Origin of the sequence: Pseudomonas sp. NPDC090233 (genome assembly GCF_044772285.1) — a bacterium.
Classification (GTDB): Bacteria; Pseudomonadota; Gammaproteobacteria; order Pseudomonadales; family Pseudomonadaceae; genus Aquipseudomonas.
In genome coordinates, this window is record NZ_JBIVYQ010000004.1 from 147,760 (window position 1) to 170,664 (window position 22,905).

At 63.8% G+C, this 22,905-nt stretch carries 18 protein-coding genes; 8 read left to right on the forward strand and 10 right to left on the reverse strand.

Annotated elements, in window-relative coordinates:
- Positions 1-4 precede the first annotated feature (4 nt).
- The 4 genes from aceF (at position 5) to ACIQUF_RS12050 (ending at position 6,144) form a co-directional block, all read left to right on the forward strand.
- Positions 5-1,645 (forward strand): dihydrolipoyllysine-residue acetyltransferase, encoded by a 1,641-nt coding sequence (gene aceF, locus ACIQUF_RS12035; protein ID WP_400798132.1) that lies wholly within the window; start codon positions 5-7, stop codon positions 1,643-1,645.
- A 384-nt stretch (positions 1,646-2,029) separates the two neighbouring features.
- Positions 2,030-4,717: a putative bifunctional diguanylate cyclase/phosphodiesterase gene (locus ACIQUF_RS12040; RefSeq protein ID WP_403131630.1), complete on the forward strand. Its 2,688-nt coding sequence runs from the start codon at positions 2,030-2,032 to the stop codon at positions 4,715-4,717.
- A 131-nt stretch (positions 4,718-4,848) separates the two neighbouring features.
- A complete protein-coding gene (gene msrA / locus ACIQUF_RS12045) occupies positions 4,849-5,517 on the forward strand; it encodes a peptide-methionine (S)-S-oxide reductase MsrA (protein ID WP_403131631.1) in 669 nt (222 codons plus the stop codon).
- 3 nt (positions 5,518-5,520) lie between these two features.
- Positions 5,521-6,144, forward strand: a complete 624-nt coding sequence (locus tag ACIQUF_RS12050; RefSeq protein WP_403131632.1) for a glutathione S-transferase — start codon at positions 5,521-5,523, stop codon at positions 6,142-6,144.
- Between the two features lie 2 nt (positions 6,145-6,146).
- Here the strand turns inward: ACIQUF_RS12050 and ACIQUF_RS12055 are convergent, their stop codons facing one another.
- Positions 6,147-6,647: an ATP-dependent zinc protease gene (locus tag ACIQUF_RS12055; RefSeq protein ID WP_403131633.1), complete on the reverse strand. Its 501-nt coding sequence runs from the start codon at positions 6,645-6,647 to the stop codon at positions 6,147-6,149.
- A 182-nt stretch (positions 6,648-6,829) separates the two neighbouring features.
- On the opposite strand from ACIQUF_RS12055, the gene ACIQUF_RS12060 reads away from it, so the two are divergent.
- Complete coding sequence (locus ACIQUF_RS12060) at positions 6,830-7,717, forward strand: acyltransferase (RefSeq protein WP_403131634.1); 888 nt, start codon at positions 6,830-6,832, stop codon at positions 7,715-7,717.
- Between the two features lie 245 nt (positions 7,718-7,962).
- A complete protein-coding gene (locus ACIQUF_RS12065) occupies positions 7,963-9,312 on the forward strand; it encodes an APC family permease (protein ID WP_403131636.1) in 1,350 nt (449 codons plus the stop codon).
- A 3-nt stretch (positions 9,313-9,315) separates the two neighbouring features.
- On the opposite strand, the gene ACIQUF_RS12070 is transcribed toward ACIQUF_RS12065, so the two are convergent.
- Complete coding sequence (locus tag ACIQUF_RS12070) at positions 9,316-9,894, reverse strand: DUF2780 domain-containing protein (RefSeq protein WP_403131638.1); 579 nt, start codon at positions 9,892-9,894, stop codon at positions 9,316-9,318.
- Positions 9,895-10,055: 161 nt separating this feature from the next.
- Between ACIQUF_RS12070 and ACIQUF_RS12075 the strand changes: the two genes are divergently transcribed.
- The gene (locus ACIQUF_RS12075; RefSeq protein ID WP_403131639.1) at positions 10,056-10,541 is read left to right on the forward strand and encodes a TIGR02594 family protein; all 486 of its coding nucleotides are present in this window, start codon (positions 10,056-10,058) and stop codon (positions 10,539-10,541) included.
- A 38-nt stretch (positions 10,542-10,579) separates the two neighbouring features.
- Here ACIQUF_RS12075 and fdhA read toward each other — a convergent pair whose 3' ends face one another.
- From fdhA to ACIQUF_RS12110, 7 genes are all read right to left on the reverse strand, one after another.
- A complete protein-coding gene (gene fdhA, locus ACIQUF_RS12080) occupies positions 10,580-11,779 on the reverse strand; it encodes a formaldehyde dehydrogenase, glutathione-independent (protein WP_400798112.1) in 1,200 nt (399 codons plus the stop codon).
- A 242-nt stretch (positions 11,780-12,021) separates the two neighbouring features.
- Entirely contained in the window at positions 12,022-12,879 is an 858-nt protein-coding gene (purU, locus tag ACIQUF_RS12085; protein WP_403131640.1) for a formyltetrahydrofolate deformylase, read from the reverse strand.
- A 12-nt stretch (positions 12,880-12,891) separates the two neighbouring features.
- On the reverse strand, positions 12,892-13,524 hold the full coding sequence (locus ACIQUF_RS12090) for a sarcosine oxidase subunit gamma (RefSeq protein ID WP_403131641.1): 633 nt from the start codon (positions 13,522-13,524) through the stop codon (positions 12,892-12,894).
- 72 nt (positions 13,525-13,596) lie between these two features.
- On the reverse strand, positions 13,597-16,614 hold the full coding sequence (locus ACIQUF_RS12095; RefSeq protein ID WP_403131642.1) for a sarcosine oxidase subunit alpha: 3,018 nt from the start codon (positions 16,612-16,614) through the stop codon (positions 13,597-13,599).
- Positions 16,611-16,946, reverse strand: coding sequence for a sarcosine oxidase subunit delta (locus tag ACIQUF_RS12100; RefSeq protein WP_400798100.1), 336 nt, complete (start codon positions 16,944-16,946; stop codon positions 16,611-16,613). The genes ACIQUF_RS12095 and ACIQUF_RS12100 overlap by 4 nt, the downstream gene beginning before the upstream one ends.
- Before the next feature lie 14 nt (positions 16,947-16,960).
- Positions 16,961-18,211 carry a sarcosine oxidase subunit beta family protein gene (locus tag ACIQUF_RS12105; RefSeq protein ID WP_241805618.1) on the reverse strand — a complete coding sequence of 417 codons (1,251 nt, stop codon included), beginning with the start codon at positions 18,209-18,211 and terminating at the stop codon, positions 16,961-16,963.
- Positions 18,212-18,226: 15 nt separating this feature from the next.
- Entirely contained in the window at positions 18,227-19,480 is a 1,254-nt protein-coding gene (locus tag ACIQUF_RS12110; protein WP_403131643.1) for a serine hydroxymethyltransferase, read from the reverse strand.
- A 292-nt stretch (positions 19,481-19,772) separates the two neighbouring features.
- On the opposite strand from ACIQUF_RS12110, the gene ACIQUF_RS12115 reads away from it, so the two are divergent.
- Positions 19,773-20,813, forward strand: coding sequence for a low specificity L-threonine aldolase (locus ACIQUF_RS12115; protein ID WP_400798096.1), 1,041 nt, complete (start codon positions 19,773-19,775; stop codon positions 20,811-20,813).
- A 94-nt stretch (positions 20,814-20,907) separates the two neighbouring features.
- Here ACIQUF_RS12115 and ACIQUF_RS12120 read toward each other — a convergent pair whose 3' ends face one another.
- On the reverse strand, positions 20,908-22,845 hold the full coding sequence (locus tag ACIQUF_RS12120; protein ID WP_403131645.1) for a methyl-accepting chemotaxis protein: 1,938 nt from the start codon (positions 22,843-22,845) through the stop codon (positions 20,908-20,910).
- Between the last annotated feature and the right edge of the window lie 60 nt (positions 22,846-22,905).

Below are 22,905 nucleotides of genomic sequence, written 5' to 3' on the forward strand. Positions count from 1 at the left end.
TTAAGTGAGCGAACTCATTCGCGTACCTGACATCGGCAGCGGTGAAGGTGAAATCATCGAGCTGTTCGTCAAGGTCGGTGACCGTATCGAGGCTGACCAGAGCCTGCTGACCCTGGAGTCCGACAAGGCCTCCATGGAGATCCCGGCCCCCAAGGCCGGCGTCATCAAGGAACTGAAGGTCAAGCTGGGCGATCGCCTGAAAGAAGGCGACGAGCTGCTGGTCCTGGAAGCCGAGGGCGCCGCTGCGGCGCCTGAGGCTCCGGCCGCGGCCGCGCCTGCCGCTGCGCCGGCCGCCGCTGAGAAGCCGGCTGCCGAAGCCGCCCCAGCGCCGGCTGCAGCCCCTGCTGCCGCCAGCGTGCAGGACATCCACGTGCCGGACATCGGCTCGTCGGGCAAGGCCAAGATCATCGAAGTGCTGGTCAAGGTCGGCGACACCGTCGAAGCCGACCAGTCGCTGATCACCCTGGAGTCCGACAAGGCCTCCATGGAGATCCCGTCGCCTGCTGCTGGCGTGGTCGAAGAAGTGCTGTGCAAGCTGGAAGACGAAGTCGGCACTGGCGACCTGATCTTCAAGCTGAAAGTCGCTGGCGCCGCACCGGCTGCCGCTCCTGCGCCGGCCGCCGCTGCACCGGCCAAGGCTGAAGCGGCTCCGGCTGCCGCACCTGCCGCTGCCGCCCCGGCTGCTGCCCCTGCTCCGGTCGCCACCGCGCCGGCCGCTGGCAACAATGCCAAGGTGCACGCAGGCCCGGCGGTTCGTCAGCTGGCCCGTGAATTCGGTGTCGAGCTGGGCGCTGTGGCTGCCACCGGCCCGCACGGTCGCATCCTGAAAGAAGACGTGCAGGTTTACGTCAAGGCGATGATGCAGAAGGCCAAAGAAGCCCCGGCAGCCGCCGGCGCGACTGGCGGCGCTGGCATCCCGCCGATCCCTGCTGTCGACTTCAGCAAGTTCGGTGAAGTGGAAGAAGTGGCCCTGACCCGCCTGATGCAGGTCGGTGCCGCCAACCTGCACCGCAGCTGGCTGAACGTGCCGCATGTGACCCAGTTCGACTCCGCCGACATCACCGAGCTGGAAGCTTTCCGCGTTGCGCAGAAAGCCGTGGCCGAGAAGGCTGGCGTCAAGCTGACCGTGCTGCCTCTGCTGCTCAAGGCCTGCGCCTTCCTGCTCAAGGAACTGCCGGACTTCAACAGCTCGCTGGCACCAAGCGGCAAGGCCATCATCCGCAAGAAGTACGTGAACATCGGCTTCGCCGTGGACACCCCGGACGGCCTGCTGGTCCCTGTGATCAAGAACGTCGACCAGAAGAGCCTGCTGCAACTGGCTGCCGAAGCCGCTGCACTGGCCGAGAAGGCGCGCAGCAAAAAGCTGTCGGCCGACGACATGCAGGGCGCGTGCTTCACCATCTCCAGCCTCGGCCACATTGGCGGCACCGGCTTCACGCCGATCGTCAATGCGCCTGAAGTGGCGATCCTCGGTGTGTCCAAGGCCACCATGCAGCCGGTCTGGGATGGCAAGGCCTTCCAGCCGAAGCTGATGCTGCCGCTGTCGCTGTCCTACGATCACCGTGTGATCAACGGCGCTGCCGCCGCGCGCTTCACCAAGCGCCTGGGCGACGTGCTGGGCGACATTCGCACCATGCTGCTGTAAGGCGGCACACTGCCCCTCCACTGGAGGGGCGGTACTCTTTTCGAGCTGCCACGCTCGTACCTCAACCCCGTCAGCGTTGGCGGGGCTTTTTTTTGCCTGGCGAAAAAGATATGGCGGCTGGGAGATCGAGCGCCGCCCGCGCGGCGCATCGCGGATGAATCCGCTCCTACGTTCGTTTCCGGCCAATTATCCCTGTGGGATTCGCGGGCGGCGCTCGGTCTCTCAGGCGCTAAATCTCTTGCGTCGAACTAAGGATTTCAGCCCAGCGGCCGAAAACATATACATGACATCCCTCATGGCCGCTTGCCAGCCTTGGGGACATGATGCAACCTTGCCAGATACGCCGCCGTCCAGGCCGCGTCACCCTCTTCAAGCGAGCCTTCGATGAAAAGCCAACCCGATGCCGCCAGCCGTGTGGCGGCCGAGGTCGTCACGCAGCTTCCCGTGCCCTCGCGGCTCGGCATGCTGCGTTTCGAAAGGCTCAACGAGGCCACCTGGGCAATGCTCTACCTGGACCCGGCCTGTGAGCGCCAGTTCGGCCTGCAGGCGTCAGAGCTGTGTGCACTGATCGACTCGCCGTATGCCAGCCTCATGGAGCCCGAGGCGCGCTACCGGTTGCACGATGAAATCCAGCAGCAACTGCACGCGCGCGGCTATTACCGTGTGCGCTACACCCTGCACGCACAGCCGCGTGCGTTGCGCCTGCTGGAAGCCGGCGAGGCCTACAAGCAACACAATCGCCAATTGCTGCGGGGCTTTCTGACGGTGCTCGACGACCAGGCCGACGACATCGACCTGGACGCCAACGACCTCGAATCACGCAACAACCGCCTGCAACTGGCCCTGCAACTCAACCAGCGCGCCCAGCAGGAACAGCTCGAACACCTGGAGCGCGTGCGCAGCCAGCAGGACCTGATCCTGCGACTCGCCCGCCAGCGCTACAGCGCAGAAAACTCGCTGCTCGAAGCCGCCCAGCTTATTACCCGCAGCGCCTGCGAGATCTACAAGGTCGACAGCGCCAGCATCTGGCACCTGGAAGACCAGCGCCTGGAGCCAATCAGCGCCTGGTTGCGCAACGAGCAAGTGCATCGCCTGCCCGAGCCGATCGATGCCAGTCGTTTCCCCGATTACCTCGACGCCCTGCACGCCAGCCGTGCCATCGACGCGCACAACGCCAACCACGACCCGCGCACCAGGGAGCTGGCCGAAAGTCTGTACGCCGACAACAACGCCATGCTCGATGCCAGCATTCGCGTCGATGGCCAGGTGGTCGGCGTGCTGTGCCTGGAGCAGACCGGGCAGCCGCGGGCCTGGCAGTCCGATGAGATCGCCTTCGCTGGCGAGCTGGCCGACCAGTTCGCCCAGGTCATCACCAACCACAACCGACGCACCGCCGCCAGCGCCCTGCACCTGTTCCAGCGTGCTGTCGAGCAGAGCGCCAGTGCTTTTCTGCTGGTCAACCGCGAAGGCGTGGTGGAGTACGTCAACCCCAGCTTCACGGCGATCACTCAGTACAGCACCGATGAAGTCCAAGGCCGCCACCTGGCCGACCTGCCGGCGCTGGAAAACCTCAGCGAGCTGCTGTTCGACACGCCGTCGAGCCTGGCCATGGGCAACAGCTGGCAGGGCGAGTTCAAGAGCCGGCGCAAGAGCCTGGAGCCGTACTGGGGGCAGCTGTCGATTTCCAAGGTGTACGGCGACAACCGTGAGCTGACCCACTACATCGGCATCTACGAGGACGTCACCCAGACCAAACTGGCCCAACAGCGCATCGAACGCCTGGCCTACACCGACAACCTGACCAACCTGGGCAACCGCCCGGCGTTCATCCGCAGCCTCGACGAGCGCTTCGCCCGCGATGGCGAAAGCCCGATCTGCCTCCTGCTGGTGGACATCGACAACTTCAAGCGGATCAACGACAGCCTCGGCCACCAGACCGGCGACAAACTGCTGATCAGCCTGGCCCGGCGCCTGCGCAACAGCCTCAGTGTCGGCGGTGTACTGGCCCGCTTCGCCAGTAACGAGTTCGCCGTGCTGCTCGACGACACCAGCCTGGAAGACGGCCAGGGCGTGGCTCAGCAACTGCTGCGTACCCTCGACAAACCGATGTTCGTCGACAACCAGCTGATCAACGTCACCGCCTCCGTGGGCCTGGCCTGTGCGCCGCTGCACGGCAGCGACCCGACCACCCTGATGAAGAACGCCGGCCTTGCGCTGCACAAGGCCAAGGCCAACGGCAAGCACCAGGTGCAGGTGTTCACCGAGGTGCTCAATGCCGAAGCCAGCTACAAGCTGTTCGTCGAGAACAACCTGCGCCGCGCCCTGACCCAGAACGAGCTGGAGGTGTTCTACCAGCCCAAGCTGTGCCTGCGCAGTGGTCGCTTGTTAGGCCTGGAAGCGCTGCTGCGTTGGAATCACCCCGAGCGCGGCATGATCCGCCCCGACCAGTTCATCAGCGTGGCGGAAGAAACCGGCCTGATCATCCCCATCGGCAAATGGGTGGTGCGCCAGTCGTGCCGCATGAGCCAGGAATTGCGCGAAGCCGGCATGGGCAACCTGCACGTGGCCATCAACCTGTCGCCCAAGCAGTTTTCCGACCCCGACCTGGTGGCCTCGATCGGCTCGATCCTCAAGGAAGAAGCCCTGCCCCCGCACCTGCTGGAGCTGGAGCTGACCGAAGGCCTGCTGCTGGAAGCCACCGAGGACACCCACCGTCAGCTCGACGAGCTCAAGGCCCTGGGCCTGACGCTGGCCATGGACGACTTCGGCACCGGTTACTCGTCGCTGAGCTACCTGAAGAAGTTCCCGATCGACATCATCAAGATCGACCGCAGCTTCATCAACGAGATCCCCGACAACCAGGACGATATGGAAATCACCTCGGCGGTGGTGGCCATGGCCCACAATCTCAAGCTAAAGGTGGTGGCCGAGGGCATCGAGACTCCTGAGCAACTGGCGTTTCTACGCCGGCACCGCTGTGACGTGGGCCAGGGGTATCTGTTCGACCGGCCGATTCCGGGGCGCGAGCTTACGGAAAAACTCAAGCGCTACCCGCGCGGTCCAATGGCCTGACAGCAGCGTCATCCTCGGGCACTATAGAGTCCATTCGGGCCTCATCTCGGATGAATCCTACACATCTCCGTAGGAGCGGATTCATCCGCGATGAGGCCACCTATCCCACTGAAAAACACAGAGGAACGGCCATGGTCCTGCGTTCGGAAATCCTGGTGAACAAAAACGTCATGCCCACTGCGGAGCAGGCCCTGCCTGGCCGCGAAACGCCAATGTCCCTGCCCGAGTTCCATTACGTGTTCGAAGGCACCCCGCTGCTCGGCCCGTTCTTCGAAGGCGACATCGACTTCGCCATTTTCGGCCTGGGCTGCTTCTGGGGTGCCGAGCGCCGCTTCTGGCAGCGTGAAGGCGTGGTCAGCACAGTGGTCGGCTACGCCGGCGGCTTCACCCCCAACCCGACCTACGAAGAAGTCTGCTCGGGCCTGACCGGCCACACCGAAGTGGTGCTGGTGGTGTTCGACAAGGCCAAGGTCAGCTACCGCGAGCTGCTGGCGATGTTCTGGGAGCTGCACAACCCAACCCAAGGCATGCGCCAGGGCAACGACGTCGGCACCCAATACCGCTCGGCGATCTTCTGCACCAGCCCCGAGCAGCTCGAACAAGCCAAAGCCAGCCGCGAAACCTTCCAGGCCGAGCTGAACAAGGCCGGTTTCGGCGAGATCACCACCGAAATCGACCAGGCCCCGACCGTGTTCTTCGCCGAGGCCTACCACCAGCAATACCTGGCCAAGAACCCCGAAGGCTACTGCGGTATCGGTGGCACCGGCGTGTGCCTGCCGCCCAGCCTGCAGGGCAACTGAGCCATGAGCACGATGACCCTGTTCCACTCGCCGCTGTCGCCGTTCGTGCGCAAGGTCATGGTGGTGCTGCACGAGACCGGCCAGCTCGACCGCGTTGCGCTGCAGCCGGTGAACGTCAGCCCGGTCAGCGGCGACGAGCAGCTGAATCAGGGCAACCCGATCGGCAAGATCCCGGCCCTGCGCCTGGAAGACGGCAGCGTGCTGCATGACAGCCGGGTCATCTGCGAGTTTCTCGACCTGCAGCATGTCGGCCTGCCGCTGCTGCCCCGCGAGGGCTCGGCGCGCTGGCGGCGCATGACCCTGGCGGCGCAGGCGGATGCGATCATGGATGCGGCGGTGTCGAGCCGCTACGAGAGCTTCCTGCGGCCCGAGGACAAGCGCTGGGAGGGTTGGCTGGAGGCGCAAGGCGAGAAGATCCGCCGTAGCCTGGCCAATCTGGAGCAAGAGCACCTGGCGGAGCTGATTTCCGGCTTTGATCTGGCGGCGATCGGTGTCGCCTGTGCGCTGGGGTATCTGGATTTGCGTCAGCCTGAGTTTGGCTGGCGTGAGCGCCAGCCAGGGTTGGCCGCGTGGTATGCCGAGGTGGTCAAACGACCATCGATGGTCGCAACCGCTCCGGTGGCCTGACCTCAGCAGTCAGGCTTGCCCGCCGTGAATCGCTTGGCCGGGTTCACGGCGGCCTTGAACTCGCGCAGCGCCTTGGCCCCGATCAGCAGTGGATAGTTGAAGCTGCTGCGGTCGACCAGGTTCACCTCCACCGTGCGTTTCTCGTCGCCCAGGCACAGCTCCAGGTCGACCACCGGCCGGCGCGAAAGCTCGGGCGCATCGCCCTCGTCTTCTTCATCGGCGCGGTTCTTGATCTTGCTGATACGCGCGATCTTGTGCTCGTAGACCTTGCCATCCGAATCCTTGGTGGCCAGGCGGAAACGCACCCAGTCCTCGCCATCGCGGGTAAAGCGTTCGATGTCCTTGGCCGACAGCGAGGCGGTGTAGGCACCGGTGTCCATCTTGGCCTTGAGGGTTTCGCCGAGTTCCGGCAGGGAAATGTTCTCGTAACGGCCGTAAAGCGTGGGTTCTGCGGCCATGACCGGCAACGCCAACAGCGACAACAGGGCAAGCAGTGGTTTCACAGGCAGGCTTCCTTGAGAGGGGTCAGTGCTTAGACTGTGCAAGCAGGATAGGTTCGCTGCCGCTAGGGTAAACAACATAATGTGAAACATTTGTCCGCGCCGCTGGGCATTGGACATTTGGCGTAGGCCGCGGCGCTGCTTATCATTGCCGCCCGTTTCTATCCCACAACAAGAGTTTCTTTATGCGTCGCCTGCTAACCGGCATTCTCACGACCACCCTGCTGGTCATCAACACCGTGGTGATGATCTGCCCGCTACTGGTCTGCGCCCTGCTCAAGCTGGTGCTGCCGGGCCGCTGGCGTGACTATGCGTCGGCAGGCGTGATGTGGTGTGCCGAAGCCTGGTCGGAAGTCGACAAGGCCATCTTCGCCGTGTGCATCCCCACCCAATGGGACATTCGCGGCGTCGACAACCTGCGCAAGGACACCTCGTACCTGGCGGTGAGCAACCACCAGACCTGGGTGGACATCCCCGCGCTGATCGAAAGCCTCAACCGCCGCACGCCGTTCTTCAAGTTCTTCCTCAAGAAGGAGCTGATCTGGGTGCCGCTGCTGGGCCTGGCCTGGTGGGGGCTGGACTACCCGTTCATGAAGCGCTACAGCAAGGCGTTCCTGGAAAAGCACCCGGAGCTCAAGGGCAAGGACCTGAAAATCACCAAGGCCGCCTGCGAGCTGTTCAAGCGCCAGCCGGTGACCGTGGTCAACTACCTGGAAGGCACCCGCTTTACCGAGGCCAAGCGCCTGGAGCAGCAGTCGCCTTACCGTTACCTGCTCAAACCCAAGGCCGGCGGCGTGGCCTTTGTGCTGGCGGCGCTGGGCGAACAGCTGGATGCGCTGCTGGACGTGACCATTGTCTACCCAGGCAACAAGGCGCCGGGGTTCTGGGACCTGCTCAATGGCAGCATCAACCGGGTGATTATCGACATTCAGGTGCGTGAGCTGGACCCGGCGTTGTGGGCGGGGGATTACGAAAGCGATCCTGCGTTTCGGCAGACGGTGCAGGCTTGGGTGAACCAGCTGTGGGTGGAGAAGGATCAGCGTATTGAGCGGCTTCGGGCTGAGATGGGCTGATTGGTAGTTGCCTGTGCCGGCCTCTTCGCGGCTAAAGCCGCTCCTACGGGTATTGCCCAGTATGTGGGTTTTGTGGGGTATCTGTGGGAGCGGCTTTAGCCGCGAAGAGGCCGGCATGGATATTCAGCCAACCCAATTAAAACCCCGGCTAATAATCAGCATAAGGATTACTTCTTTGTCACATTCTACCTAAGTGGATAAAAATCGATCAAAGCACAACTACAAAAAATTGCCTGGATCGATCGATGGCCAACCAACCTTGCTCCGCCCCCGCCCAGCTCCGCCGTGTCCTGGGCCTTCCCGCCCTGGTGTTTTTCGGCCTGGTGTACATGGTCCCGCTGACCATTTTCACCACCTACGGCATCGTCACCGAAATGACCGGTGGCCGCACTGCAGGGGCCTATCTGGTCACCCTGCTGGCCATGTCGTTCACCGCCATTTCCTACAGCTTCATGGTCAAACGCTTCCCGATCGCGGGCTCGGCGTACTCCTACACCAACATGGCCTTCGGCCCTAATGTGGGCTTCCTCGCCGGCTGGTCACTGCTGCTCGACTACCTGTTCATTCCGATGATCAACTACCTGCTTATCGGCCTGTTCCTCAACATCGCCTTCCCGGCCATCCCGGCATGGACCATCGTGCTCGCCTCGATCACCTTGGTAACAGTGCTCAATGTGGTCGGCATCCATTCGGTGGCCAAGGCCAGCAACCTGATCGTCGGGGCTCAGATCGTCTTCATCGGTGTGTTCGTCGCACTGTCCTGGCAGTCGCTGGCGGGCCAGCCGGTGGACCTGCTGTCGCCGCTGATGGGTGACGGCACGCAGCCAGGCTTCGGCCCACTGATGGCCGGTGCTGCCGTGCTGTGCCTGTCGTTCCTGGGTTTCGATGCCGTTTCGACCCTGGCCGAAGAATGCCGTGATGCCCGCCGCGACGTGCCCCGGGCGATCATCCTGACCACGCTGTTCGCCGGTGTGCTGTTCACTGCGCTGGCCTATGTCAGCCAGCTGGTGCTGCCGGGCAGCAGTTTCGTCAATGTCGACGCGGCGGCCAACGAAGTGATGTTCAAGGCAGGCGGCCAGTTCCTGGCCAACTTCTTCACGGCCGCGTTCGTCGCCGGCAGCCTGGGCTCGGCGCTGGCTTCGCAGGCCGCGGTGTCGCGCATCCTGTTCACCATGGGCCGCGACCGGGTGTTGCCGCAGCGCAGTTTCGGTTACTTGTCGCCACGCTTCGGCACGCCGGTATTCGCCATCCTGCTGGTCTCGGCGTTCTCGCTGCTGGCACTGGTGATCGACCTGACCACCCTCGCCTCGCTGATCAGCTTCGGCGCGCTGGTGGCCTTCTCGGCCGTGAACCTGGCAGTAGTGAAGACCCACCTGATGAACGACGCCCGCCAGCGCAGCCTCAAAGCCCTGCTGCAATACGGCCTGGTGCCGCTGATCGGCCTGGGCCTGACCTTGTGGCTGTGGACCAGCCTATCGGCGCTGACGCTGGTCATCGGCCTGTGCTGGTTCGCCCTGGGGCTGGCCTACCTGGCGGTACTGACTGCCGGCTTCCGCCGCCCGGTGCGTCTGGTGGATTTCTCCGAAGCGGCTTGAGCCTTACACCGACGGCTGTTGCACCAATGGCGCCGGGGTAGTCCACAAGCTACCCAGGTTCTGCAACAGCGACCCGGCAATGCCCTGCTGCCCCAGGTACTGGAGGATCAGCGGGGCGAACTGGCCGATCATGCCGGTATCCATCCCCAGCGCCTTGAACGCGGCGTCCAGGTCGGTGCGGTTCTCCACATCATTGCCCAGTGCCTTGCTCAACGCTGACTGGTTTTCGCTGTTGTCGCCGAGCAATTCGCCCAGGCCGCTCAGGCCACCCAGGGCGTTGGCGCCGGAGAGCAGGTCGAGCCCCGGCACGGCCTTGGTCAGCTGGCCATAGTCGTCGCTGCTTAGGTTGTTGCGCGCCAGCCCCAGCATCGCGCCTGCGCCGCCTACGGCCTGCTCGGGGGTGATCTTCAGTTCGCTGCCCAGGGTGTTGAGCAGGTTGGCCTGCGCTTCGGGTGCCTGTACCTGGCCCTGCTGCTTCTGTGTCTGCATGGCGGAGACGGCGTTGGCCGCATCGCCGAGGTTGAAGGCGAACGCCGGGCTTGCGGCCAGGGTCATCAGGGTTGCCAGGGTGAATGCTTTCATCGGGGGGGACCTCGTTGGCCGGGATGGCCTGGGAAACGAGGCATTCGACTGGCACAACGGGGCTTGGTTCCGGGCCGGTTATCAGGGCAATCATGCCTGCGTCCACTCGACGCCGGGGCTGGTTAACGTGGCGGCTCTACCACCGACAGCGAGAGCAGCCCATGAGCAACCATCCCTGGCTCGACGAAGCACGCAAATACATCGGCCTCGAAGAAATCGCCGGTGCCCAGCACAACCCTGAGATCCTGCAGATGTGGAAAGACATCAGGCGCGGGGGCATAAAAGACGACGAGACTCCTTGGTGCGCAGCCTTCACTGGCGCGATGCTGGAGCGGGTGGGCGTGCGCTCCTCTCGTTTCGAAAGCGCGCGGTCCTACCTGAAGTGGGGCGTCACACTGGAACGACCGATCCCAGGCTGCATCGCGGTTTTCACCCGTGTGGGCGGCGGGCATGTCGGCTTCGTGACCGGCAAGACAACCAATGGCAACTTGCTGGTGCTCGGCGGCAATCAAAGCGACGCGGTGAACATCCGGGCATTCGAGCTGGACCGCGTCAGCGGCTATCGCTGGCCGGCAGGGGTGCCGGTTGTGGCGGAAGAACTGGCAGTGCTGGCGGATGACCTGCCGCTGTCGTCCTCGGAGGCATGAACAACAACGCCCCCTTGCGGGGGCGTTGAGTGCGAAGGTTAAGCCGCGCCCCACATCTTGTGCGGATCGATCACAAACTTCTTCGGTACACCTGCATCGAACTCGCCATAGCCTTCCGGCGCCTGGTCGAGGTTGATCACCTGCACACCCACCACCTCGGCGATGTTGATCCGGTCCCACATGATCGCCTGCATCAACTGGCGGTTGTACTTCATGGTCGGGGTCTGGCCAGTGTGGAAGCTGTGCGACTTGGCCCAGCCCAGGCCAAAGCGGATGCTCAGCGCGCCGATCTTGGCAGCGGCGTCCACCGCACCCGGGTCTTCGGTCACGTACAGCCCTGGAATACCGATGCTGCCGGCAACGCGGGTCACCTGCATCAGCGAGTTCAGTACAGTGGCCGGCGCCTCGTGCTTGGCACCCTCATGGCCATGGCCGCGCGCTTCGAAACCAACGGCGTCGACGGCGCAGTCCACTTCCGGTTCGCCGAGGATGTCGACGATCTGCTCATGCAGCGGGGTGTCCTTGGACAGGTCGACCACCTCGAAGCCCTGGGACTTGGCGTGGGCCAGGCGCGCCGGGTTGAGGTCACCGACGATCACGCAGGCGGCGCCCAGCAGGCGAGCGGAAGCAGCAGCGGCCAGGCCAACCGGGCCGGCACCGGCAACGTAAACGGTGCTGCCTGGGCCGACGCCCGCAGTCACGGCGCCGTGGTAGCCGGTGGGCAGAATGTCAGAAAGGCAGGTCAGGTCACGGATCTTTTCCATGGCCTTGTCGCGATCCGGCAGTTTCAGCAAGTTGAAGTCGGCGTACGGCACCAGCACGTACTCGGCCTGGCCGCCGGTCCAGTCACCCATGTCGACATAGCCATAGGCACCGCCGGCGCGGGCCGGGTTGACGGTGAGGCAGACACCGGTGTGCATCTCTTTGCACGAGCGGCAGCGGCCGCAGGCAACGTTGAACGGAACCGACACCAGGTCGCCGATTTTCAGACGTTCGACATCACGCCCCAGTTCGACGATTTCACCGGTGATTTCGTGGCCTAGAACCAGGCCGACCTGGGCAGTGGTGCGGCCACGGACCATGTGCTGGTCGGAGCCGCAGATGTTGGTGGAAACCACCTTGAGGATAACGCCGTGTTCGATTTTCTTGCCGCGCGGGTCCTGCATTTTCGGGTAGTCGATGTGTTGCACTTCGACTTTGCCGGCGCCGAGATAGACCACTCCACGATTGCCAGACATTGCTTTTACCTCGCTTGGTTTTTATGTATGCAGCGTTGGTTGAAGCGCCGCCATCCATGGGCGGCATGTGTTACTGGAATGCAGGGAATTGTGGGCTTGATGGGGCAGATTGCGCTGACTGAAAACGACAGGGGGATGCCTTTTTACGGCAGTTGGAAATGAGTTGGCCCCTTCGCGGCTAAAGCCGCTCCCACTGGTACTGGTGGGAGCGGCTTTAGCCGCGAAGGGGCCGGTACAGGCTGTTAGAGAACCACAGTCCGATTGGCGTTAAGGAACACCCGCCGCTCGATGTGATACCCCACCGCCCGCGCCAAGGTCAGGCACTCGATATCCCGCCCCTTGGCAATCAGGTCCTCGGGGTAATGGCTGTGGTCCACCACCTCGACACCCTGGGCAATGATCGGCCCTTCATCGAGGTCGTTGTTGATGTAGTGCGCCGTGGCCCCGACCATCTTCACGCCCTTGTTGTAGGCCTGGTGATAAGGCTTGGCGCCCTTGAACCCCGGCAACAGCGAGTGGTGAATGTTGATCGCCCAGCCATCCAGCCGCCGGCACAGCTCGGGCGAAAGCACCTGCATGTAGCGGGCGAGGATGACCAGCTCGGCGCCGGTTTCCTCGATCACCTGCAGCACCTTGCGCTCTTGCCCAGGCTTGTCGTTGGGGTCGAGGGCGAAGTGGTAGTAGGGGATCTTGTGCCAGTGCGCCAGCGGTTCGAGATCAGGGTGATTGGACACCACCGCGACCACGTCCATGCCCAGCTGGCCGATGCGCTGGCGGTACAGCAGATCGTTCAGGCAATGGTCGGCCTTGGACACCATGATCACCACCTTGGGGCGGTGATTGGGTGCGGTCAGCTCGAACGCCATGCCGAACGCTTCGCTGCGCTCGCCGAGGCCGGCACGGAAACCCGCCTCGTCGAAATCGTCCGGCTGGCGGAATTCGACGCGAATGAAGAAGCGCCCCGACTGCCGGTCATCGAAGGAGTGGTGCTCCGTCACGTAGCAGCGCTGCTCGAAGAGGAAACGCGTCACCACGTCGACGGTGCCGAGCATGCTCGGGCAGTCGGCGGTGAGAATCCAGGTATCCGGTGCCCGACTCATGTTCTGCTCTCCTTAAGCCTCGATGCTCAGGCCGTATTCGGCCGAAGCGTCCTGCAGCCACAGCCACCAGTAGTCGGCGAAGCTGCGGCGAATCACCAACTCCCAGGTGTCTTCGGCGGTGCGGCGGATCACCAGCTGCGACTTGGCGAACACGGTGCCGACAGCCTTGCCCACCGGGAAGTTGTTTGGGTGAACATCATAGCTGGTGGATTTCATCAGCACTTCGCGCACGTTTGGGCCGCGCAGTTCCAGCAGGCTTTGCCCGCCGCTGACGTTGACCACCTGGATGTGCTGGCCTTCGAGGGCCGCGCGCAGTTTTTGCTCGACGGCGAATTCCTGGCCGCCTGGGACGATCAGCAACCATTCATCCGGGCCAAGCCATTGCAGCGACATCTCGCTGTTGGCGACCACGGTCAAGGCCACCGGCAGCTCCAGGCCCAGGGCCTTGTGCACGCCTGCGGCGAATTCCGGGTTGTGGCCGTCGCCGCGCAAGGTCAGGTGACCGAGGAATTTTTTCTCACGCAGGGTCACGCCTGCGTTCTTGCGGCCTTTGCCAACCAGGCTGGCCAGGTCGGCGTGGTGCAGCGGCGACTGAGCCTTGGCCTCGGCGCCGGGGTTTTGCTGGAAGACGTTGATAGCGCTCATTTCTTACCTGCCTTGAATTCTGTCATCAGGGCCGCGCAGCACCGGTGGCGGGCTGCGCTGCCATCCGGGGCCTTAGACGTTCTGCCGCTCACCCTTCGGATCGAAGAACACCGAAGACACGATCTCTGCCTCGATCACGCTGCCATCGGCTTGCGGCGAGTAGACGCGCTCGCCCATGCGCTTGAGGCCGCCCTTGACCACACCCATTGCGAACGAATAGCCCAGGGAGTTGGCCGCGTAGCTGGAGGTGACGTGGCCGACCATGTCCATCGGGATCGGCTGTTTCGGGTCGAACACCAGCTGGGCGCCTTCCGGCAGCCACTTGGTCGGGTCGACCGGCTTCAGGCCTACCAACTGCTTGCGGTTCTCGCGCAGGCAGTCTTCGCGGTTCATGCCGCGCAGGCCGATCCACGAGAACGGCTTGTTGCGGCCCACGCACCAGCTCATGTTCAGGTCGTCCGGGTTCATCGACCCATCGGTATCCTGGCCGACGATGATGAAGCCCTTCTCGGCACGCAGTACGTGCATGGTCTCGGTGCCGTACGGGGTCAGGTTGTACTTTTTGCCCGCCTCGATGACTTTTTCCAGCACGCCCATGGCGTAGTTGGCCTGCACGTTGACTTCGTACGACAGCTCACCGGTGAACGAGATCCGGAACACCCGCGCCGGCACGCCGCCGACGGTGCCTTCCTTCCAGGTCATGAACGGGAAGGCTTCCTTGTCCAGGTCGATGTCGTCGGTCAGCTCGCTGAGCAGCTTGCGGCTGTTGGGGCCGGACAGGGTCAGGGTGGCCCAGTGGTCGGTGACCGAGGTGAAGTACACCTTCATCTCCGGCCATTCGGTCTGGTGGTACAGCTCCAGCCACTGCAGCACGCGTGCGGCGCCGCCGGTGGTGGTGGTCATGTAGAAGTGGTTGTCGCCGACGCAGGCGGTCACGCCGTCGTCGAAGACCATGCCGTCTTCCTTGCACATCAGGCCGTAGCGGGCCTTGCCCACGTCGAGCTTGGTCCAGGCGTTGGAGTAGATGCGGTTGAGGAACTCGCGCGCGTCCGGGCCCTGGATGTCGATCTTGCCCAGGGTCGAGGCGTCGAGCAGGCCCACGCTGTCGCGCACGGCCTTGCATTCACGGGCCACGGCGCTGTGGATGTCTTCACCGGCTTTAGGGAAGTACCACGGGCGCTTCCACTGGCCAACGTCCTCGAACTCGGCGCCGTTCTTCACGTGCCAGGCATGCAGGGCGGTGAAACGCACCGGCTCGAACAGGTGGCCACAGTGACGGCCCGCTACCGCGCCGAAGGTCACCGGCGTGTAGTTGGGGCGGAACATGGTGGTGCCCATTTCCGGGATGGTGATGCCGATCGAACGGGCGGCGATGGCCAGGCCGTTGATGTTGCCCAGTTTGCCCTGGTCGGTGCCGAAGCCCAGCGCGGTGTAGCGCTTGACGTGCTCGACCGACTCGAAGCCTTCGCGGGTGGCCAACTCGATACCGGCGGCGGTCACGTCGTTCTGCTGGTCGACGAACTGCTTCGGCCCCTTGCTGCCTTTGTCGTGCGGCACCTGGAACAGCGCCACGGTGGCCTCTTCCTTGCGCGCTACGGTCTTTGGCAGGGTCGCGGTGGTGGACTTGAAGCCGGCTTCGCTGGCTGCACGGGCGCCGCCTTCGAAACCATTGGCAATCACGTCACCCAGGGCGTACACGCCGTTGATGCCACCGACGCACTCACGCTTCTGCGGCGCATCGCCTGGCACGAAGCCAAGGATGTCGTCACGCCATACCGGGCGACCGCCCAGGTGCGAAGCCAGGTGAACGATCGGGCTGTAACCGCCGGAGGTGGCGATCAGGTCGCAGTCCAGGGTTTCGCCTGGGCTGGTGACCTTGTGTGCCTGCACATCGATGGCCGCCACGCGGGCGCCAGTGACGTGTTTGCTGCCTTTGGCCTCGACCACGGCGCTGGAAGTGAGAATGCGAATGCCCTTGGCACGCGCTTCTTCAACCAGCGAACCGCGCGGGTTGTGGCGGGCATCGGCGATGGCGACGACCTGCAGGCCAGCGTCGTGCCAGTCCAGCGCGGCGCGGTAGGCGTGGTCGTTGTTGGTCGACAGCACCAGCTTGCGGCCAGGTGCCACGCCGTAGCGGCGAACGTAGGTGGACACAGCACCAGCCAGCATGTTGCCCGGCACGTCGTTGTTGCCGTACACCAATGGGCGCTCGTGGGCGCCGGCAGCCAGTACCACGCGCTTGGCGCGGACGCGGTGCACACGGTGGCGGACCTGGCCGATCGGCGCGCGATCACCGAGGTGGTCGGTGAGGCGCTCGTGAATGGTCAGGAAGTTGTGGTCGTGGTATCCGTTGACCGTGGCGCGTGGCAGCAGGGTCACTTCCGGCAGGCTTTCCAGCTCCTTGACCACGGCGTTGACCCAGTCGGCGGCAGGTTTGCCGTCGAGGGTTTCGCGGGAGTCGAGCAGGCTGCCGCCGAACTCTTCCTGCTCGTCAGCCAGGATCACTCGAGCACCGCTGCGCGCAGCGGCCAGGGCGGCGGCCAGGCCAGCAGGGCCGGCGCCGACGATCAGCACGTCGCAGTGCTGGTTCATGTAGTCGTAGCTGTCCGGGTCGTTCTGCAGCGGCGCACGGCCCAGGCCGGCTGCCTTGCGGATGTACTTCTCATAAGTCATCCAGAACGATTTCGGGTACATGAAGGTTTTGTAGTAGAAGCCCGGCGGCATCATGCTGCCGCCGACCTTGCCAAGGATGCCCATCACGTCGTTGTTGACGTTCGGCCAGCCGTTGGTGCTGGTGGCTACCAGGCCTGCGTACAGCGCCTGTTGAGTGGCACGCACGTTAGGAATCTGGGTGGCTTCGCTGGAGCCGATCTGCAGGATGGCGTTCGGCTCTTCGGTGCCGGCGGCAATGATGCCGCGTGGGCGCGAGTACTTGAAGCTGCGGCCAACGATGTCGACGCCGTTGGCCAGCAGCGCGGCGGCCAGGCTGTCACCGGCATAGCCCTGGTAGGTCTTGCCGTTGAAGGTGAAATTCAGGACCTTGCTGCGGTCGATACGGCCGCCGCTGGCGAGGCGATAGGTCTGGCTCATACTTTTTCCCCTTGCCCTTTGACGGTCGACGGTGCGCTGCTTGGCTTGCCGTTGGCGGTCACCTGCGGCTTCTCGCCGATCTTGTAGGTTTCCAGAATCTCGTAGGTCACGGTGTCGCGGGTGACGTTGAAGTACTGACGGCAGCCGGCAACGTGGTCCCACAGCTCATGGTGAATACCGCGCGGGTTGTCGCGGAAGAACATGTAGGTGCCCCACTCCTCGTCGGAGCAGGCGGCCGGGTCCAGCGGGCGGGCGATGTGCGCCTGGCCAGAGGCGTGGAACTCTTCTTCGGAGCGCAGCTCGCCGCAGTGGGGACAGAAAATATGCAACATGACAGTGTCTCCGGTTAGTGGGCGACGGCGGCGGCGCCGTGTTCGTCGATCAGTGCGCCGTTGTAGAAACGGTCCATGGAGAACGGCGCAGCCAGCGGGTGCATCTCGCCTTTGGCAAGGCTTGCGGCGAAGACGTTGCCCGAACCCGGGGTCGCCTTGAAGCCGCCGGTGCCCCAGCCGCAGTTGAAGAACATGTTCTTGACCGGGGTCTTGGAGATGATCGGGCAGGCGTCCGGCGAGGTGTCGACGATGCCGCCCCACTGGCGGTTCATGCGCACGCGCGAGAGGTTGGGGAACATCTCGACGATCGCCTGCAGGGTGTGTTCGATCACCGGGTACGAACCGCGCTGGCCGTAGCCGACCCAGCCGTCGATACCGGCGCCGATCACCAGGTCGCCCTTGTCGGACTGGCTGATGTAGCCATGCACGGCGTTGGACATGATCACGCTGTCGATGATCGGCTTGATCGGCTCGGATACCAGGGCTTGCAGCGGGTGCGATTCCAGCGGCAGGCGGAAGCCGGCCAGCTTGGCCATGTGCCCGGAGTTACCGGCGGTGACCACGCCGACGCGCTTGGCGCCGATGAAGCCTTTATTGGTTTCCACGCCGATGACCGCGCCGTTTTCCTTGCGGAAACCGATCACTTCGGTCTGCTGGATCAGGTCAACGCCGAGGGCGTCGGCGGCCCGGGCATAGCCCCAGGCCACGGCGTCGTGACGGGCCACGCCACCACGGCGCTGAACGGTCGCGCCGAGGATCGGGTAACGGGTGTTCTTCGAGCAGTCCAGGTACGGGATTTCGGCCGCGACCTGGGCGGTGTTGAGCAGCTCGCCATCCACGCCGTTGAGGCGGTTGGCGCTGACCCGGCGCTCGGAATCACGAATGTCCTGCAGGGTGTGGCACAGGTTGTAGACGCCGCGCTGGGAGAACATCACGTTGTAGTTGATGTCCTGGGACAGGCCTTCCCACAGTTTCATGGCGTGTTCGTACAGCTGCGCCGACTCGTCCCACAGGTAGTTGGAACGCACGATGGTGGTGTTACGGGCGGTGTTGCCGCCGCCCAGGTAACCCTTCTCGACCACCGCGACGTTGGTGATGCCATGTTCCTTGGCCAGGTAATAGGCCGTGGCCAGGCCGTGGCCGCCACCGCCGACGATGACCACGTCGTAGACCTTCTTAGGGGTCGGCGTGCGCCACATGCGCTGCCAGTTTTCGTGGTGGCTGAGGGAGTGTTTGAAGAGGCCGAAGCCCGAGTAGCGTTGCATGGTCGTTTACTCCACTCAGCGGTAAACAGGGAAGTCTGCGCACAGGGCGGCGACGTTTTTCGCCACATCGGCTTCAACGTCGGCGTCACCGAGGTTGTCGAGGATGTCGCAGATCCAGCCGGCCAGGGCCACACATTGCGCGACCTTGAAGCCACGGGTGGTGACGGCCGGGGTGCCGATGCGCAGGCCCGAGGTGACGAACGGCGACTGCGGGTCGTTCGGCACGGCGTTCTTGTTGACGGTGATGTGCGCGCGGCCCAGGGCGGCGTCGGCATCTTTACCGGTCAGGCCCTGGCGAATCAGGCTGACCAGGAACAGGTGGTTGTCGGTACCGCCGGAAACCACGTCGTAGCCACGGTCGATGAACACCTCGGCCATCGCCTGAGCGTTTTCGATGACCTGCTTCTGGTAGCTCTTGAACTCAGGCTCCAGCGCTTCCTTGAAGCACACGGCCTTGGCGGCGATGACGTGCATCAGCGGGCCGCCCTGGGCGCCTGGGAAGACTGCAGCGTTGAGCTTCTTCTCGATCTCTTCGTTGGACTTGGCCAGGATCAGGCCGCCACGCGGACCGCGCAGGGTCTTGTGGGTAGTGGTGGTAACCACATCGGCATACGGCAGCGGGTTCGGGTACAGGCCAGCAGCGACCAGGCCGGCAACGTGGGCCATGTCGACGAACAGCAGCGCACCGACTTTATCCGCGATGGCGCGGAAGCGTGGGAAGTCGAGAGTCTTGGAGTAGGCCGAGAAGCCGGCAACGATCATCTTCGGCTTGTGCTCGACCGCCAGGCGCTCGACCTCGTCGTAGTCGATCAGGCCGGTATTGGTGTCGATACCGTATTGAACAGCGTTGTACAGCTTGCCCGAGGACGACACCTTGGCGCCGTGGGTCAGGTGGCCGCCGTGGGCCAGGCTCATGCCCAGGATGGTGTCACCAGCCTGCAGCAGGGCCAGATAGACCGCGCCGTTGGCCGACGAGCCGGAATGCGGCTGAACGTTGGCGTAGTCGGCGCCGAACAGCTGCTTGGCGCGCTCGATGGCCAGCGCCTCGACCTTGTCGACGTGCTCGCAACCGCCGTAGTAGCGCTTGCCCGGGTAGCCTTCGGCGTATTTGTTGGTCAGGCCGCTGCCTTGGGCCTGCATCACGCGCTTGCTGGTGTAGTTCTCCGAGGCGATCAGCTCGATGTGATCTTCCTGGCGCTGTTCTTCGGCATTCATCGCCGCCAGCAGTGCGTCGTCGTAACCCTGGATCTGGTCTTGCTTGCTGAACATCGTGTATCTCCCGGCAGCGATCGTTTTTATCTGTAGAGCACTATGGCCCTTTGTGGCGATGGTATGACTGGCCGGGGTGGGTCAGATGCCTGCGCACGCCTTGCAATGGCGCGTTTACGACATTCGGATTTTGGGATGGTCGTGCCGGCCTCATCGCGGATGAATCCGCTCCTACTGTAGGAGCGGATTCATCCGCGATGAGGCCGGCCCAGACAGACTCCCAACGCTTGTATAGGCAACCGTTTCAGCAATGGTTTAGAGTGCTGTTCTGCGTCGTTCACAGGACCGTGCCATGACAGACAAGAGCCAACAATTCGCCAGCGACAACTATTCCGGCATCTGCCCCGAAGCCTGGGCCGCGATGGAAAAGGCCAACCACGGCCACGACCGTGCCTACGGCGACGACCAGTGGACCGAGCGCGCCTCGGAATACTTCCGCAAGCTGTTCGAAACCGACTGCGAAGTGTTCTTCGCCTTCAACGGCACCGCCGCCAACTCCCTGGCCCTGGCCTCGTTGTGCCAGAGCTATCACAGCGTGATCTGCTCCGAGACCGCCCACGTCGAAACCGACGAGTGTGGCGCGCCGGAGTTCTTCTCCAACGGCTCCAAGCTACTGACCGCGCCCAGCGTCAACGGCAAGCTGACGCCCGAGTCGATCCGCGAAGTGGCGCTCAAGCGCCAGGACATCCACTACCCCAAGCCCCGCGTGGTGACCCTCACCCAGGCCACCGAAGTGGGTACCGTGTACCGCCCCGACGAGCTCAAGGCGATCAGCGCCACCTGCAAGGAACTGGGCCTGAACCTGCACATGGACGGCGCGCGCTTCACCAATGCCTGCGCCTTCCTTGGCTGCAGCCCGGCGGAGCTGACCTGGAAGGCCGGTGTCGACGTGCTGTGCTTTGGCGGCACCAAGAACGGCATGGCGGTCGGTGAGGCGATTCTGTTCTTCAATCGCCAGTTGGCCGAGGACTTCGACTACCGCTGTAAACAAGCCGGGCAGCTGGCCTCGAAGATGCGTTTCCTGTCCGCGCCCTGGGTCGGGCTGCTGGAAGACGGCGCCTGGCTGCGCCATGGCAACCACGCCAACCATTGCGCGCAATTGCTGGCGTCGTTGGTCAGTGATTTGCCGGGGGTGGAGCTGATGTTCCCGGTGGAGGCCAACGGGGTGTTTCTGCAGATGCCGGAGCCTGCGATCGAAGCATTACGTGGCAGGGGCTGGCGGTTCTATACCTTTATTGGTAGCGGCGGGGCGCGGTTCATGTGTTCGTGGGATACCGAGGAAGCGCGGGTGCGTGAGCTGGCGGCGGATATCCGCGCGATCATCGGCGCCTGAACTGGCGCATTCGCGGCTGAAGCCGCTCCCAAAGGTCCAGACCAGCGACAACCCAGTGGGAGCGGCTTCAGGCGCGAAGAATTCACCGCCGACTTTACAGTTTGAAACCACCCATCTGCCGCGCCAGATCATCAGCCAACCCGCGCAACGCCTGGCACTCCTCCCGGCACCCTTGCACCTCCGCCGCCGTCTCCCTGGCCAAGTCGGAGATCCCCTGCACCGTCCGGTTGATCTCCTCGGTCACCGCCGACTGCTCTTCCGTCGCCGTGGCCACTTGATGGTTCATGTCGCTGATGTGTTCGACCTGATCAGTAATCGCCCCCAACGAAGCTCCAGTCCGCTGGCTCGACTCGACCCCGCTGCCCGTCGCCTGCTGCCCGGCCTGCATCGACGTCACCGCTGAACCCGCGCCCTGCTTGAGGCGCTGGATCATCTGCTGCACTTCATCGGTGGACAGCTGCGTCCGTCGCGCCAGGGTGCGCACCTCATCCGCGACCACGGCAAAGCCACGCCCCATCTCCCCTGCCCGCGCGGCCTCGATCGCGGCATTCAGCGCCAGCAGGTTGGTCTGTTCGGAAATGCTACGGATAACAGCTAGAACTTCATCGATCGAGGCGACTTCGTCTGCCAACTGGGTCACCGCGTCTGCCGCCTTGCCGATATCGCCCGACATGCCTTCAATACCCTGGATCGACCGCCGCACCACTTCACGCGCCTGCAGGGCTTCTTCCCGCGCCGACTGCGAAGCCTGGGCAGCATCCCCGGCGTTGCGGGCAATGTCCTGCACTGTCAGCCCCATTTCGTGCACGGCGGTGGCAACCATCTCGGTCATTTCCTGCTGACGCCCTGAACGGTCGGCCGTGTTGTCCACCACCTGGGTCACCTGCTCCACCGCCCGATGCAAGCGCTCGGTGGTGCGCAGCACTTCGCCGATCAGGCTGCGCTGGCTATCGAGGAAGCGGTTGAAGCCGCGTGCAAGATCACCCAACTCGTCCTTACGGGAATCATCCAGGCGGTGACTAAGATCTCCCCCGCCGCTGCCGATCTGCACCAGCGCGGCGGTGACGCGGCGGATGGGCTGCACCAGCCCACGCGCCAGTAGCACCACCAGCAGCAACGACAACAGGGCCACGCCCCCACCGATCAGCGTGGTCAACCAGACGGCCTGGTGCATCTGTGCATAGATCTCGGCCTCAGGCACCTCGGCGACCAAGGTCCAGTTCAGGTCGCGCAGTGGCAGGCCCAACGCCAGGTAGTTTTCACCATCGCGCTGGAAGCGGCTGGTACGCAGGCCCTGGTCGCCCGTCATCACCGCCTTGGCCGCATTCGCATCGAGCTGTTCGGCGAGCTGGCGCTTGCCGCTGAAGGCGTTGTCCGGGTGCACTTGGATCAGGCCATCGTTGCGCACCAGAAATACCTTGCCGTGCTCGCCGAAGCTGAAGTCGTGGATCAGCTGCGACAGCTCTGTCATGCGCAGGCCCATGCCGGCCACGCCCACCAACTTGCCGTCCTTCTCCACGCGGTAGTCGATGAACAGCGCCAGCTCACCCGTGGCTCCGTCGATGTCGATATTGATCAGGCGCTCGGCGCCGCTGTCGATGTAGCCGTAGAACCACTTGTCCTTGGGGTTGCCGCGGTTGAGGGTGCGGTCCAGGCCATTCTCGTTGTAGTAATGGCCGGTCTCGGTCGAGACGAACAGCGTGGTGAAGGCATGGTTGCGCTGCTTGGCAGCCTGCAGGTATTCGAGGAAACGTGGCGCTTCGGCGGGATCTTCGCCGGCCGCCAACCAGTCACGCAGCAGCGTGTTGCCGGCAATGTCCGCCGCCGCCACCAGCGGCTGGCCGAGCATGCGCTCGATATCGTTGCGGATCGCTTCGATGCTGGCCGGCAGCGCCGTGTCGACAAGGTAGCGCTCCGTCAGACGGTTGAGCGCCACGGTAAAGATGATCACCACTACCAGAATGCTCGCCAGCAGGGCCGCGCCCATGCTCGCGATCAATTGCCACTGGATGCTCTTACGCCAGATACGCATGCCCCTACTCCCCGCTAATTATTGTTTTGCGAGAAGTGTATACACTTGCGTATTCAGTTA

What these genes read in the sequence shown, in the direction of transcription:
- ACIQUF_RS12060 (WP_403131634.1), top strand. Translation starts at nt 6,830, where the DNA reads ATGCGTCGCCTGCTAACCGGCATTCTCACGACCACCCTGCTGGTCATC.
- ACIQUF_RS12075 (WP_403131639.1), top strand. Translation starts at nt 10,056, where the DNA reads ATGAGCAACCATCCCTGGCTCGACGAAGCACGCAAATACATCGGCCTC.
- ACIQUF_RS12065 (WP_403131636.1), top strand. Translation starts at nt 7,963, where the DNA reads ATGGCCAACCAACCTTGCTCCGCCCCCGCCCAGCTCCGCCGTGTCCTG.
- ACIQUF_RS12105 (WP_241805618.1), bottom strand. Translation starts at nt 18,211, where the DNA reads ATGCAACGCTACTCGGGCTTCGGCCTCTTCAAACACTCCCTCAGCCAC.
- ACIQUF_RS12095 (WP_403131642.1), bottom strand. Translation starts at nt 16,614, where the DNA reads ATGAGCCAGACCTATCGCCTCGCCAGCGGCGGCCGTATCGACCGCAGC.
- ACIQUF_RS12100 (WP_400798100.1), bottom strand. Translation starts at nt 16,946, where the DNA reads ATGTTGCATATTTTCTGTCCCCACTGCGGCGAGCTGCGCTCCGAAGAA.
- ACIQUF_RS12070 (WP_403131638.1), bottom strand. Translation starts at nt 9,894, where the DNA reads ATGAAAGCATTCACCCTGGCAACCCTGATGACCCTGGCCGCAAGCCCG.
- msrA (WP_403131631.1), top strand. Translation starts at nt 4,849, where the DNA reads ATGGTCCTGCGTTCGGAAATCCTGGTGAACAAAAACGTCATGCCCACT.
- fdhA (WP_400798112.1), bottom strand. Translation starts at nt 11,779, where the DNA reads ATGTCTGGCAATCGTGGAGTGGTCTATCTCGGCGCCGGCAAAGTCGAA.
- ACIQUF_RS12110 (WP_403131643.1), bottom strand. Translation starts at nt 19,480, where the DNA reads ATGTTCAGCAAGCAAGACCAGATCCAGGGTTACGACGACGCACTGCTG.
- purU (WP_403131640.1), bottom strand. Translation starts at nt 12,879, where the DNA reads ATGAGTCGGGCACCGGATACCTGGATTCTCACCGCCGACTGCCCGAGC.
- ACIQUF_RS12120 (WP_403131645.1), bottom strand. Translation starts at nt 22,845, where the DNA reads ATGCGTATCTGGCGTAAGAGCATCCAGTGGCAATTGATCGCGAGCATG.
- ACIQUF_RS12115 (WP_400798096.1), top strand. Translation starts at nt 19,773, where the DNA reads ATGACAGACAAGAGCCAACAATTCGCCAGCGACAACTATTCCGGCATC.
- ACIQUF_RS12040 (WP_403131630.1), top strand. Translation starts at nt 2,030, where the DNA reads ATGAAAAGCCAACCCGATGCCGCCAGCCGTGTGGCGGCCGAGGTCGTC.
- ACIQUF_RS12050 (WP_403131632.1), top strand. Translation starts at nt 5,521, where the DNA reads ATGAGCACGATGACCCTGTTCCACTCGCCGCTGTCGCCGTTCGTGCGC.
- ACIQUF_RS12090 (WP_403131641.1), bottom strand. Translation starts at nt 13,524, where the DNA reads ATGAGCGCTATCAACGTCTTCCAGCAAAACCCCGGCGCCGAGGCCAAG.